Genomic DNA, 12,727 nt, shown 5'->3' on the forward strand with positions numbered 1-12,727 from the left:
TTCATTCTGCTAGGATTTTATTATCTAGCTACAACTCGCCCTGGACACATAAATATAGGTTGAATAACTAAAATTCTTTTTTACGATAAATACTTAGTGATACAATAAAGGAGATAAGAAAAAGCAAAATACCTGCAAGAAGCAATATAAATGGAAAATAAATAGATAAATCTAAATTAAAATTTGATAACGGTGGCCGTTCGAGTAAATAGTGTATCTCTTTTACATTATTTAAAACTATAAACGGTCCAAATACCCCTGAAATTATAATAACGTCAGACTTGTTTACTCCAAAGTAATAAAGAAGTGGAAATATTATTGCCCCCGCTAGAAGGAAAGCAACAGCTTCTAAAGCAATCAACTCAACTACGTAATGACTATTAAAGGATAGCTGGAACAATAGCGAATATATATATACAATTCCAAAGGATAGTATGACTCCGAAAGTTATGGATAAAAAATAGAAAAGATAGTAACTTTGTACAATAATACTTCTACGAACAGGTAAAGTAAGCACATACTTATCATAACCGGACTTTGCCTCGAATTTTGACAACTCCAATATTGGTAATATCATAAGCAGCATAAGCAACCTAATGGCTAACCACTGGCCACTCTCCCCCAATAAGAAAGACTCTGAATATCCTGAGACATCAGAAACCCATAAAGAAATGCCAGATAATAACACACCTATCATTACATACATCATTAAACTTCGATAAATCATAATAAAGTTTGTATATTGAAGACCTAGCAAGTGCATAAAATGTATTCACTCTTCCCCTTTTAAAAGTATTACTTTAAAATTCTTTCTTTTTATGGATAGTTACAGAACAATAATAAGAAAGAATATAGATTAAAATACCAATGAAAACAAATATCATTGAAAAACCAATAATTACATTGTAATTATGTAAATTTATATTCATTAAAGATGCTATATGCTGCATTGCCTTACTTATTAAACCCACAACATAATACGAAATAAAGAATGTGAGCAATACAAAAATATCTGACTTTGCTACTCCAAACACATAGATAAGTGGGAATGTTACTGAACCAGTTAAAATAAATATGGTAAACATAGATATCACCTCTTGATATAAAATAATATCTAGTGATATCCACGAAAATAGACTAAATACATAAAGAGCACCAAGAACTACTGCTATTCCTACAACTGTAATAAGAGCAAGAAAAATATATTGACTTTTCACAATAGCTCCTCTTCGAACTGGGAAAGTTAGTACATACTTATCATAACCAGATTTCGCTGCGACTTTTAACAGTTCAAATGCAGGAAGTATACTTAAAAGGAATATAATCCGAGGAACGAAGAACTCCGCATCAATTCCAAAATATTTTTCATTTCCAATATACATAAAAAGAATAGCACCTGTAACTATTGCTCCAACCGTGTAGATTATCATACTTCGATAAACCATATAAAAGTTTGTCAATACTAAACCTGTCATTTTCATTACTTTAGTCACCTCTATATTAGATAGTGTTAGTGTCAAAATTCTTTTTTACGATAAATAAAAAGAGAAATATAAAAAGATAGAAGAAAAATGCAAATACCAATTAATAGGAATATTAACGGAACATGTTTTAATGGATTGAGATTTAACTTTAACAGCGGTATTTGCTCTATTAAGTAGTCAACACTCAGGCGGAGTGAATTTACTACCAAACCCATGAATAATAGACTCACCAGCAGAATAAAATCTGACTTTTCTTCCCCTAAAATAAAAATTAAAGGAAATATTATCCCCCCAAGTGTTAACATCGATAGAATAGTAAAAGCAATAGTTTGAAAAAGGCTCAAGTCCATTGAAAATTCCGAAAATAAACTATAGGTACCAAGGATACCAATAAATAGTATTACACCTATAACTAGTATTAAGAAATAAACTAAGTAATAACTTTGTATAATATTTTTTCTACTAACCGGTAAAGTGAGAAGGTACTTATTATAACCGGACTGAGCCTCAACTTTTAGAATTTCCCATACAGGTATTGTTATCACTAAACACAATGTAATAGCACTAAAAACAACATATGCTCCACCAGTTAGCTTTAAATAAAGTACAGTGAGCCCTATTCCTATCAATGTGTAGACCAAAATAACTCGATAAACTAAATACAAGTTTGTAAACAATAAGCCTTTCATTATTGCGCACTTCCTGTTAAAAACAAACTAATTTCTTCCATTGAAACTTTACGAGCAAATAACCCACTTGGCAATTTTTGCAGATCTGATACAAGTAACGTGAAAGAATCATTATGTTTTCTTTGAGCTACAATAATATCTTTATTTAGTAGCGATAGTTGTTGACTATCATCTAAATCTACAAAAGCATATTTTTCAAACACTATGTTTTTTTCTTCTTTTAAAGTTATTTTACCCTCACTGATAAAAACTAAATGGCTTGCTATCCTCTCAATATCACTCATAATATGGGATGAAAGTACAATACCGTGACTTCCTTTATTTACAAAGTCATGTAACTCATCTAAAACCACTTCTCTTGAAGATGGATCAAGACCACCTGTTGCTTCGTCTAAGATTAATAATTGTGCATTATGTGCTAATGCTACCGCTATAGATATTTTCATCGACATACCACGTGAAAATGAACTGACTTTTTTATTTCTAGGTAAAGCAAAAATATTTACTAAACGCTCAAATTCATTTTGATCCCAAGACGCAAATAATTTAGAAAAAGCTTTTCCTAATTGTTTTATTGTAAGGTTAGATGGCAGATTGATAGCATCAAAAACCACACCGATTTTTTCTTTAAGTCTGACTTCTTTATTTAAATTTTCTTTACCAAATAGTTTAACTGAGCCACTCTCTTTATGAATCAATTCTAAAACAGCTTTAAATGTTGTCGATTTACCAGCCCCGTTATTACCGATAAATCCAACAATTGCACCTGGTGGTACATTAAATGAGACATCGTCTAAGACTACTTTGTCGCCATATGATTTTCTAAGATTTTTAATTTCTAAAAGATTTGACATTATTTCGTCCTCCTCTACCAATATTAAAAAATATATATCGACGATTTAGTACGCATCTAACCCGTTAGAACATTCAGTTTATAATATTGTCTAATTTTATAAAAATCATAATTAATTCAAGCATTCACAGATTACATATCCATTGCTAACATCTAAATTATTTAAATCGAATAAAATTTCAGTAAATTTATTTTGCACTACGATTATTGTTTATTTCGAAAGGGGTTGACGATGCGAATTGTATTATTATTTTTGCTAAAAAGGCTTAAGCTTTAAAAGGAGGAAATTGAGGTATCATTTCATATCGTAAATGACCTTGAAGTTTCCTCTTGTTCGAAAACTTTTTTTGCCATTTATTCTGCCTAGATGTGTTTTGAAAAATGCAGTGTATGTCGAATCTTGTTCGATATGTTTCATTGAGTGGATGTTTAAATTTTGTAGGTGAATCCACTTTAGAATGTAACGGAATAAAAATTAATAGCGTTACCTATTTCTAGAACAGAATCATAGTATTCGAGTCCGTCATTTATAGTTAGAAAAATTAATTTGCAAGTGCTTTCGTTTATTTTTTATTGCTAGGGAAATATAGCTATTTTACTCCTATAACTATGATAGAAAGCATAATCCAATATACTATTTAAAGTTATTATAAGTTTATCATCTCCATATTCACCATTTCAACCGACAATTTTTATGTCGGTAGCCGTCATTTTTTATGTCGGTTGATGTAAAAGATTTGCTCTTCTTTGCTGAATAACTAGTAAAATTAAAAATGAAGGCACATCAAAAAATATCCTACTTTTCTGATATTGAGGAAGAGAAACTTTTTCATTTGAACTATAAGGCCGGTTTTGATAACTTTCAAAATTTTTAAGAAAACAAAAAATTGGTACAACGAAAATCGTTATACCAATCCATTTAGTCATTTATTATGCTTAAAAATTCTTGCCAATGATGCAAACGAGGCAATGTTACATGCTGATTATACGATTGATTTTTTAATATCACTTTCGTGCTAATACCTTGTAAGGTTTCTAACACTGCCGGTTTATCATCCACATAAACATCTAAAGCAAGTTCCTTAATAATGGCTACTTTCTCCGCATCCTGCATTCCGCAAAAGAAATGTCCCTCTTCAATAGGAAACCCTTGCGCTTTCATCCATTGTTGTGTTTGTCGACAATGGTCTTTTGGGCGAGACGTAATATAATAAATTTTATGTCCTTGCTCATGTAATGTTTGCAATGTTTCCAGAGCCGCTTCGAAAATAGGACAATCCGTAAAATAAATTTCATCCAATGAACTATTCCACATGGCGGAACCTTCTGCATCCGTTAAGCCAAATGGTTCATGAATCTCTACTCTTTCCAAAGCGTGAAATGTTTCGATTGTAATATTTTTGCCTAGTTTTTTATTATAAAGTGAAAAGGCATGTGCACGTAAATTGATGAGTGTGTCATCTATATCAAAGCCAAATTTCATCTATTTTTTCTTCCTTTCAAGATGCCCTATCGATGAAGTGAAAAGCAAAAGTTTGTTCTTTTTCAATTTGCTGCGCCAATACTTCTTCAATCGCTTGCGCTCGCATTTGTTGAAATTCTTGCACCTTAAATTGAGTAATAGCATCAGTATTTAGTAAGGATGCGAGACAATCCGCATCTTTTAGCGCGCTATTTAAGCCGAATGCGCCAGTAGGAGTCATGGTGTGCACCGCATCTCCTAACAATACAAGTCCTTCTGTGCCCCAACAGTCACAATGGCTACTAAACACATCAAGTAAAACAAAATCTTGCCATGAACGAATATGATTCGTCACAGTATCCTCCAATTCAGGAAAGGCCTCTATAAGCTGTTGAATAAAAGGTGTAAATGCTTGCTTTCTTAGCTCCGGAAATTTCCCCTGTTCGATATTCCAACCGATTTGAATATAGCCTCCAGTTTGAGAAAATAGCGATAGTTGTTTATTATCAATTAACGCCATTTTAATTGACGGCTCCCAACCTTGTGGTGCAGGAATTTTAGCCCAAAGCAAATCAAAGCCATGTTTGTGCTTAGAAATGGCAATATGTGCGCGCTTTCGAATAGTAGAATATCGACCATCCGCTCCTATAATAAGCTGGCACTTAATTTCAATAGTCTGTTCGTCCTTTGTCGCCTGAACGCCAACATATCGCCCTGTACTATCCGTCATTAGGGTTGTCACTTTTGTATGAAGGAAGCATTTAAAATTAGCAAAGTTTGTTGTTTGTTGGAGAATTCCTTTAAGCAAATGTGCTTGTGGCACGTGAATACCTAAATGGCCTACCGTTGCATCTAGGGTAATCGTTTTGAATGCCTTACCTTGCGCATAATACTCTAGTTTTTCCATTCGTAATAAACCAAGAGCTTCTACCTCATCAAAAAGATGATGCTTTTTGAGAACCGCTTCGCCCTCTTCATTTAAATGCTCCCCGCGAAAAGACTGCCCAAGTGATGCACTTTGTTCCAGCAAGATCACGGACAGTCCTTTTTTCACTAATAAATGCGCAAGAAGCGCACCACTCGGTCCAGCTCCTACAATACAAACATCCGCCTGATAATTCACTTACTTTTACCTTTTTTCGGATAAGCGATAATACGTAAATCTTGCCCTATCTTATCAAAGGCATCAAATTCAACATCCCATGCTTCATCCATTGAAGCCGCATTGTAGCCAGCAATCGGCGTTAATGATAGACGACCGCCTAAAACTTTAGGCGCTATATAAATTACGTATTTATTAATCGCAGCATTTTGTAAAAAAGAGGCATTAATTGCACTACCACCCTCTACTAAAATATCTGTAATGCCAAGCAAATAAAGTTTTTCTAACATCTCATCAATATGCAAACCTTCACTATCTCTACGGACAGGTAGGACCGTGACACCTTGCGCCTCAAAGATTTCGATTTGTTGTCGTGATACTTCCTCACTGCAAACAATGATTGTTTGCGCTTCTTCAACATTTAAAACTTTGGCATGCAACGGCGTTCGTAGGGAGCTATCCATAATAATACGTATAGGATTTTTTCCATGAAAATCATTTAGTCTCGTCGTTAATGATGGATTATCAGCAATTACTGTTCCAACCCCAACTAATATGGCATCCACTTCATGACGTATATAATGAACATCTTCTCGTGCTGCTGCACCTGTTACCCATTTCGAGTGTCCCGTATGCGCTGCAATTTTTCCATCTAACGTCATGGCATATTTGGAAATAACAAATGGTCGTTTGGTAAGCATATTGTGAATAAAGCGTTCGTTTAGGCGTCGAGACTGTTCCTCTAGTACACCTACTTCCACCTCAATGCCTGCATCACGTAATAATTGTATCCCTTTTCCTGCTACAGCGGGATTCGGGTCTTGCATTGCTACGACAACTCGACTCACTTGTGAATCTTTGACTAAATTAGCACAAGGTGGCGTTTTACCGTAATGTGAACATGGCTCAAGTGTGACATAAAGTGTCGCACCCTTTGCATGCTCGCCTGCCATACGAAAGGCGTGCACTTCCGCATGAGGTTCTCCCGCTTTACGATGCAAGCCAGTGCCGACAATCACACCATCTTTTACAATAACAGCACCAACAAGGGGATTCGGGTTCGTATTCCCCCTTGCACTCGCTGCTAAATCTAATGCTAATTGCATATATTTTTCATCTGTCGTCATCTTTATGCCCTCCACTTACTTGATATCACGGATATGACCAGATTTTTCTACTTTTGTATCTAAATAAAAGCGATTTGTCTCGGTTACTCCTCCCCATAGCGGGATATGTCCATCTGCTGTTAAACCGTGCATCTGTAGGGCAGCTAGTTTTTTAGGATTGTTTGTAATAAGTGTTACAGGCTTTGAACGAAGAGCTGTTAACACAGTAATCGCCTCTTCATAAGAGCGCGTATCATCTTGGAAGCCAAGCGCATGGTTCGCTTCTACTGTATCTAAACCTTCTTCCTGCAATAAGTACGCAAGTGATTTAGAAAACAAACCGATGCCGCGTCCTTCATGATCTGCTAAATAGAAAATAGCACCGCAGCCATGCTCTACAATCATTTTCATTGATTCGTGTAATTGATAGCCACAATCGCAACGTTGGCTACCAAAAATATCGCCTGTGTGACAGATGCTGTGCATGCGGATTAAAACATCTTCCTCATTTGTAAAATCCCCATAAACAAGAATAGAGGATTGCTGTGCAAATGCTAAATTTGCCGTTGCTAAGCCATCAATAATTTCTTCTTTTGATAGATTGCTATCAACTTTTAACCAGTTGTACCATTGAAATGTCGCTGCAAAGTCACCTTGTTTTATAGGTAATTTCACAGGACCTACTAAACAAATATTTTCCGTTTCTGAGTGCTTTACAATGGTCATTTTATCCTTCACTATATCCACTACTTTAGTAGTAATTGTCATAAATATCGCCAACTTTCTATACTAAACATTTAGTTAAATTTGCTAATTGAACACTTCTTTTTAATTAACTTACTTAATGTAACTTAGTTTATAATAATAACCACGAACTGTCAAACAACAGCTCTTTTTTACTAAAATATCATATCTACATAAAAAGCTGTTAAATGATGCTTAAAACTTATACTAATAGCTTATGGAGATGCTATTTTTTCTGTGCAGGCTAGTCTATAATAAGCGGAGGTAGGTTTGTTATGACGAAAGGAAGTTTAAGCATGAACTTAGAAAAAAATGTTCAAGTGAGGCAGCCAAAATATCAGCAAATTGCGGTAGATCTCGCTTCAAAAATTGTAGAAAAAAAATATCAAATTGGTGACAAAATTTACGCACGATCATCATTAGCTAGTCAATACAATGTATCGGCTGAAACGGCAAGAAGAGCGATAGCCGTATTGCAAGATTTAGAAATTGTGGAGGCTTCGAAAGGCAGTGGTGTCATCATTAAATCGTATGAGATGGCAGCACGTTTTGTCCGACAATTTCAGGATGTCCAATCCGTTCATGAACTTCAAAATGAGCTGTTACAAAGCATTCAAAAGCAACAACATGAATTGTTACATTTACAAGAAAAAACGAAACAACTGATTAGTCGCACTGAGCATTTCCGTTCTGTGAATCCTTTTATTCCCTATCAAATCGAGATGACAGCGGAAAGTCCTTGCATTCACCAAACATTACAAGCATTAAATTTTTGGCAAAATACATCGAGCACCATCGTTGGTATACGTCGAGGCAATGAATTATTACTTTCACCTGGACCTTATGCCTCAATTGAAGAGGGAGATATTATTTATTTTATCGGCAATGACGAGAGCTTAGGCCGTGTTCAAAGTTTTTTATATCCAAATTAAAATCCGCATAAGCGCTGATATAACAGCGTTTATGCGGATTTTTTCTCATTTAGCGATTTGACAAAAGTAACAACCTTTTGTTAGTGTTAAGTTGTTACTTGTTTATTTTTGGTTATATTATCCTCGAATAGTGTAATGAAAACGAAATAATTGTCATATAGATAGTCTTTGTTCGTTTTAAGTAAGTAACTACTACCCTACTATTTGAGATGCAAATCTCACTGCTAATTCAAGTGAGATTAGTCTACGAAAGGAGCGGTTCTATGGAAAAAATTAAAGTAGAACATGTGTCTAAAGTATTTGGTAAACATATTCCTCAGGCTTTAGAACTCGTTAAGCAACAAAAAAGCAAGACAGATATTTTAAAAGAGACAGGTGCAACAGTTGGTGTGTATGATGCCAGCTTTACCGTCAATGAAGGTGAAATTTTCGTCATCATGGGTCTATCAGGGAGTGGTAAATCCACATTGATACGACTGTTAAATCGACTTATCGAACCGACAAGCGGCAATATTTATATCGATGGAGAAAATATTTCGAAAATGGGGAAAGAGAGCTTACGAACCGCACGACGAAGCAAAATGAGTATGGTTTTTCAAAACTTCGGTTTATTCCCTCACCGTACACTTCTTCAAAACACCGAATATGGCCTTGAAGTACGAGGCGTTTCAAAAGAAGAGCGCAAAGCAAAAGCCGAACAAGCTCTTGCAAATGCAGGCTTACTTGCCTATAAAGATCAATACCCTAACCAATTATCAGGCGGGATGCAGCAACGTGTTGGCTTAGCACGAGCACTCGCAAATGATCCAGAAATATTATTGATGGATGAAGCATTTTCCGCTCTCGACCCTTTAATTCGGAAAGAAATGCAAGATGAATTACTAGATTTACAGCGTACGTTGAAAAAAACTATTTTATTTATTACGCATGATCTAAATGAGGCACTTCGCATTGGTGATCGAATTGCCATTATGAAAGATGGTTCTATTATTCAAATAGGAACTGGTGAAGAAATTTTAACGAACCCAGCAAATGATTACGTCAAAACATTCGTTGAAGATGTCGATCGCTCTAAAGTATTAACAGCTGAAAATGTAATGGTTCGTCCAGTATATGTCAATGTCGACCTTGATGGACCTACCGTAGCACTGAAAAGAATGCGTCAAGAAACTGTTAGTTTACTAATTGCTGTCGATAAAAACCGACATTTGAAAGGCTATATTACCGCCGATGATGCACTAGCGGCTGCTAAAAGACAGGAACAAACGGTACATGCAATTGTTCAATCCGAGATGTTAACCGTTCCACCAGATATGCTTTTACAGGATATTCTAGGTTTAATTCATAATTCCCCTACACCTATTGCAGTTGTTAAAGATGAACGCTTACTTGGTGTTCTTATCCGTGGTGTTGTTATCGAAGCACTTTCAACATTCACTGAGGAGGACGTAACACATGAATAACTTTTTAGACAATATTCCAACCTTACCACTTGCCCCCTGGGTAGAATCAGCTATGGACTGGTTGACGAGTAATTTTTCATCATTCTTCGATGTCATTCAACAATACGGAAAACTACTCATGAACCAGGTCACTGATTTATTAATCAGCATACCGGCGATTATACTCATTTTACTTGTCGTGATTTTAGCGTTTTTCGCTGTAGGCAAAAAATTTGGGCTAGCATCCTTTACACTAATAGGTCTTTTATTCATTTATAACCAAGGCCTATGGGATCATCTGATGGAAACAACGACGCTCGTGTTATTCTCTAGTATTATTTCCATCATTATTGGTATCCCTCTCGGCATTTTAATGTCTAAGTCAAGTGTTGCAGAAAGTATTATTAAACCGATTCTTGACTTCATGCAGACGATGCCTGGTTTCGTTTACTTAATTCCGGCTGTTGCCTTTTTCGGGATTGGAATTGTTCCCGGTGTATTCGCATCCGTTATTTTCGCCTTACCTCCGACAGTACGTATGACGAATTTAGGGATTCGACAAGTACCAAAAGAATTAGTGGAAGCAGCTGATTCATACGGTAGTACGGCAGGACAAAAATTATTTAAGGTGGAAATTCCACTTGCTAAATCGACCATTATGGCTGGTATTAACCAAACTGTCATGCTTTCACTATCGATGGTTGTTATCGCATCTATGATCGGGGCACCAGGACTTGGTCGTGAAGTATTAACAGCATTGCAACGTACACAAGTCGGGAATGGTTTCGTTGCAGGTTTAGGACTAGTGATTTTCGCGATTATTATCGATCGCTTAACTCAAAGCTTTAATCGAAAAAAAGCGCAATAATACAGCATTTTAGATATATGAGTATATTGCTAGAATGCTAAATCATGAAGGAAGAAAGGAAGATTCGATGAAACTGAAAACATTATCAAGATTAGGGATGGCTTTAGGGCTAGGTTTTCTACTAGCTGCATGTAGCGATGGGGATTCTGCGAAAAAAGAAGATTCCAAAGAAGTAAATTTAGCTTACGTTGAATGGGATACAGAAATCGCTTCAACGAATGTTGTCGGTCAAGTTTTAGAGGATTTAGGATACGACGTAACGTTAACACCACTTGATAACGCGATTATGTGGGAGGCTGTGTCAAAAGGTGAAGCTGATGGCATGGTGGCTGCTTGGCTTCCACATACACATGCATCACAATATGAAAAATATAAAAGTGATTTAGATGAGCTAGGTGAAAACCTTGCTGGAGCTAAAATTGGCTTAGTTGTACCTAGTTACATGGATGTAGATTCTATTGAAGATTTAACAAATGAAGCAGACCATACGATTACTGGTATTGAGCCTGGTGCTGGTATTACAGCTGCAACTGAAAAAGCGCAAGAAGAATATGATAACCTTGCAGATTGGAATCTCGTTACCTCTTCTTCAGGAGCAATGACAACAGCACTTTCAAAAGCCATCAAAAATAAGGAAGAAATTATCGTGACAGGCTGGTCTCCGCACTGGAAATTCGCAAAATATGATTTAAAATATTTAGATGATCCTAAAGGTGTTTATGGTGGCGAAGAAACGATTAACACTTTTGTTCGTAAAGGCTTAAAAGAAGACCAACCGGATGTCTATTCCGTATTAGATAACTTCCATTGGACAGCAGAAGATTTAGAAGATGTTATGTTAGATATTTTAAATGGTGATGATCCAAAAGATGCAGCTAAAGAATGGATTAAAAATAATCCAGATAAAGTAGCTGAATGGACAAAAGATGTAAAAACACAATAAACAAAATTGTTTGAGTGCCTGTCACTCATTATGTCTACTTTGTAAAATATAAACTTTCATTTTTGTAAAAATCTACGTTGCTTTTGCGGCACGATATTAGGCGCAACCTTTGCTAACACAAGGTTAGTCACACCTGATGTTGCATATTTACCCGCAAGAGACTTCGTGGATTTTTACTAATTTATACATAGAATAATTTTCAGAATTGTTTGAGTGCCTGTCACTATGATAACAATTTCAAGCAGATGGCGGCACCTAACACGAGCACAATACAAACTACTCGTCGCCAATCTTTTGATTCGTTGAAAAACAACATGCCTAAAAGCGCCCCCCCTGCTGCACCTATACCTGTCCAAATGGCATAGGCTGTACCCATCGGTAATGTTTCCATTGCAAAGGCAAGCCCTAAAAAACTAATGGTAAAGACAACAATTAATAACACTAAATTTTTGACGCTTTTTACCTCGTTATATTTGCTAATCATAAAAACACCCATCATTTCACAAAGCCCTGCGATTACTAATGCTACCCATGCCATTATGCTTTCACCTCTTTATCCTTCGGCTCACCTGTCACAAGCTTCAAGCCGACAACGCCTGCAAGTAAAACAACGATACATACTATTTTAGCTAGCTTCCATGGCTCTCCAAACAACAAGCTATCCGCACATACCGTACCAGCAGTCCCTAAGCCTACAAACACTGCATAAACTGTGCCAACAGGTAAATGCTCACCTGCTTTAATTAATAAATAAAAACTAACAAAAATAGCAATCGCCGTTCCCAGCCATTCTAGTACACTATTGGCATGTTTTAAGCCAATTACCCAACCTACTTCAAAAAAAGCAGCTACAAAAACACTAATCCACTGTTTATTCAATTGTATATCCCCCATTTCTTTATAGACACGTTGTGGCCTTTAGTCGACATTACAAAAAGCACTTGTACAATTCCATTTGCAGTCAAATAAAAAAGCCTAAAGAAACACTGTTTACCAACAGTATCTCCCAGGCTTTTATCCTTCCGTGTCACAAAATACATTTTGTGGTTTTCTCTCGGACCAGACTAGCGAATGCTACGGAACCCTAGAAAACTATTATATC

Annotated in this window: 14 protein-coding genes and 1 riboswitch; of the genes, 4 read left to right on the forward strand and 10 right to left on the reverse strand. The window is 36.0% G+C overall.

The features are described from left to right. Positions 1-67: 67 nt before the first annotated feature. From ACIQXI_RS09640 to ACIQXI_RS09675, 8 genes are all read right to left on the reverse strand, one after another. Positions 68-763: an ABC-2 transporter permease gene (locus ACIQXI_RS09640; RefSeq protein ID WP_402923912.1), complete on the reverse strand. Its 696-nt coding sequence runs from the start codon at positions 761-763 to the stop codon at positions 68-70. Between the two features lie 37 nt (positions 764-800). Then, complete coding sequence (locus ACIQXI_RS09645) at positions 801-1,481, reverse strand: ABC-2 transporter permease (RefSeq protein ID WP_402923915.1); 681 nt, start codon at positions 1,479-1,481, stop codon at positions 801-803. A gap of 35 nt (positions 1,482-1,516) precedes the next feature. After that, on the reverse strand, positions 1,517-2,173 hold the full coding sequence (locus tag ACIQXI_RS09650; RefSeq protein WP_402923918.1) for an ABC-2 transporter permease: 657 nt from the start codon (positions 2,171-2,173) through the stop codon (positions 1,517-1,519). Then, entirely contained in the window at positions 2,173-3,027 is an 855-nt protein-coding gene (locus ACIQXI_RS09655) for an ABC transporter ATP-binding protein (RefSeq protein ID WP_402923920.1), read from the reverse strand. The genes ACIQXI_RS09650 and ACIQXI_RS09655 overlap by 1 nt, the downstream gene beginning before the upstream one ends. A gap of 918 nt (positions 3,028-3,945) precedes the next feature. Then, positions 3,946-4,509 carry a 5' nucleotidase, NT5C type gene (locus ACIQXI_RS09660; protein ID WP_402923923.1) on the reverse strand — a complete coding sequence of 188 codons (564 nt, stop codon included), beginning with the start codon at positions 4,507-4,509 and terminating at the stop codon, positions 3,946-3,948. A 16-nt stretch (positions 4,510-4,525) separates the two neighbouring features. Continuing rightward, positions 4,526-5,611: an FAD-dependent monooxygenase gene (locus tag ACIQXI_RS09665; protein ID WP_402923925.1), complete on the reverse strand. Its 1,086-nt coding sequence runs from the start codon at positions 5,609-5,611 to the stop codon at positions 4,526-4,528. Then, on the reverse strand, positions 5,608-6,717 hold the full coding sequence (ribD, locus tag ACIQXI_RS09670; protein WP_402923927.1) for a bifunctional diaminohydroxyphosphoribosylaminopyrimidine deaminase/5-amino-6-(5-phosphoribosylamino)uracil reductase RibD: 1,110 nt from the start codon (positions 6,715-6,717) through the stop codon (positions 5,608-5,610). The genes ACIQXI_RS09665 and ribD overlap by 4 nt, the downstream gene beginning before the upstream one ends. A gap of 15 nt (positions 6,718-6,732) precedes the next feature. Next, positions 6,733-7,464: a GTP cyclohydrolase II gene (locus tag ACIQXI_RS09675; RefSeq protein ID WP_402923929.1), complete on the reverse strand. Its 732-nt coding sequence runs from the start codon at positions 7,462-7,464 to the stop codon at positions 6,733-6,735. A 272-nt stretch (positions 7,465-7,736) separates the two neighbouring features. Between ACIQXI_RS09675 and ACIQXI_RS09680 the strand changes: the two genes are divergently transcribed. The 4 genes from ACIQXI_RS09680 to ACIQXI_RS09695 all read left to right on the forward strand — a co-directional run bounded on the left by ACIQXI_RS09680 (position 7,737) and on the right by ACIQXI_RS09695 (position 11,625). Beyond that, positions 7,737-8,372: a GntR family transcriptional regulator gene (locus ACIQXI_RS09680; protein ID WP_402925729.1), complete on the forward strand. Its 636-nt coding sequence runs from the start codon at positions 7,737-7,739 to the stop codon at positions 8,370-8,372. A gap of 263 nt (positions 8,373-8,635) precedes the next feature. After that, positions 8,636-9,835 (forward strand): quaternary amine ABC transporter ATP-binding protein, encoded by a 1,200-nt coding sequence (locus tag ACIQXI_RS09685; RefSeq protein ID WP_402923931.1) that lies wholly within the window; start codon positions 8,636-8,638, stop codon positions 9,833-9,835. Beyond that, complete coding sequence (locus tag ACIQXI_RS09690) at positions 9,828-10,682, forward strand: ABC transporter permease (protein WP_402923933.1); 855 nt, start codon at positions 9,828-9,830, stop codon at positions 10,680-10,682. The genes ACIQXI_RS09685 and ACIQXI_RS09690 overlap by 8 nt, the downstream gene beginning before the upstream one ends. A 67-nt stretch (positions 10,683-10,749) precedes the next feature. Continuing rightward, positions 10,750-11,625, forward strand: a complete 876-nt coding sequence (locus ACIQXI_RS09695; RefSeq protein WP_402923934.1) for a glycine betaine ABC transporter substrate-binding protein — start codon at positions 10,750-10,752, stop codon at positions 11,623-11,625. 223 nt (positions 11,626-11,848) lie between these two features. Here ACIQXI_RS09695 and ACIQXI_RS09700 read toward each other — a convergent pair whose 3' ends face one another. Both ACIQXI_RS09700 and ACIQXI_RS09705 read right to left on the reverse strand, forming a co-directional pair. Further along, positions 11,849-12,163 (reverse strand): DMT family transporter, encoded by a 315-nt coding sequence (locus ACIQXI_RS09700; RefSeq protein ID WP_402923936.1) that lies wholly within the window; start codon positions 12,161-12,163, stop codon positions 11,849-11,851. Next, entirely contained in the window at positions 12,163-12,504 is a 342-nt protein-coding gene (locus ACIQXI_RS09705) for a DMT family transporter (protein WP_402923938.1), read from the reverse strand. The genes ACIQXI_RS09700 and ACIQXI_RS09705 overlap by 1 nt, the downstream gene beginning before the upstream one ends. Positions 12,505-12,626: 122 nt before the next feature. Continuing rightward, positions 12,627-12,724: riboswitch (guanidine-I (ykkC/yxkD leader) on the reverse strand. Positions 12,725-12,727: the final 3 nt, after the last annotated feature.

This window comes from Lysinibacillus sp. NPDC097195 (assembly GCF_044762075.1).
GTDB lineage: Bacteria > Bacillota > Bacilli > Bacillales_A > Planococcaceae > Lysinibacillus.

Bases quoted from the DNA above. Each gene is read 5' to 3' on its own strand.
- ACIQXI_RS09640 (WP_402923912.1), bottom strand. From the start codon at position 763: ATGCACTTGCTAGGTCTTCAATATACAAACTTTATTATGATTTATCGA.
- ACIQXI_RS09645 (WP_402923915.1), bottom strand. From the start codon at position 1,481: ATGAAAATGACAGGTTTAGTATTGACAAACTTTTATATGGTTTATCGA.
- ACIQXI_RS09650 (WP_402923918.1), bottom strand. From the start codon at position 2,173: ATGAAAGGCTTATTGTTTACAAACTTGTATTTAGTTTATCGAGTTATT.
- ACIQXI_RS09655 (WP_402923920.1), bottom strand. From the start codon at position 3,027: ATGTCAAATCTTTTAGAAATTAAAAATCTTAGAAAATCATATGGCGAC.
- ACIQXI_RS09660 (WP_402923923.1), bottom strand. From the start codon at position 4,509: ATGAAATTTGGCTTTGATATAGATGACACACTCATCAATTTACGTGCA.
- ribD (WP_402923927.1), bottom strand. From the start codon at position 6,717: ATGACGACAGATGAAAAATATATGCAATTAGCATTAGATTTAGCAGCG.
- ACIQXI_RS09675 (WP_402923929.1), bottom strand. From the start codon at position 7,464: ATGACAATTACTACTAAAGTAGTGGATATAGTGAAGGATAAAATGACC.
- ACIQXI_RS09680 (WP_402925729.1), top strand. From the start codon at position 7,737: ATGAACTTAGAAAAAAATGTTCAAGTGAGGCAGCCAAAATATCAGCAA.
- ACIQXI_RS09685 (WP_402923931.1), top strand. From the start codon at position 8,636: ATGGAAAAAATTAAAGTAGAACATGTGTCTAAAGTATTTGGTAAACAT.
- ACIQXI_RS09690 (WP_402923933.1), top strand. From the start codon at position 9,828: ATGAATAACTTTTTAGACAATATTCCAACCTTACCACTTGCCCCCTGG.
- ACIQXI_RS09695 (WP_402923934.1), top strand. From the start codon at position 10,750: ATGAAACTGAAAACATTATCAAGATTAGGGATGGCTTTAGGGCTAGGT.
- ACIQXI_RS09700 (WP_402923936.1), bottom strand. From the start codon at position 12,163: ATGGCATGGGTAGCATTAGTAATCGCAGGGCTTTGTGAAATGATGGGT.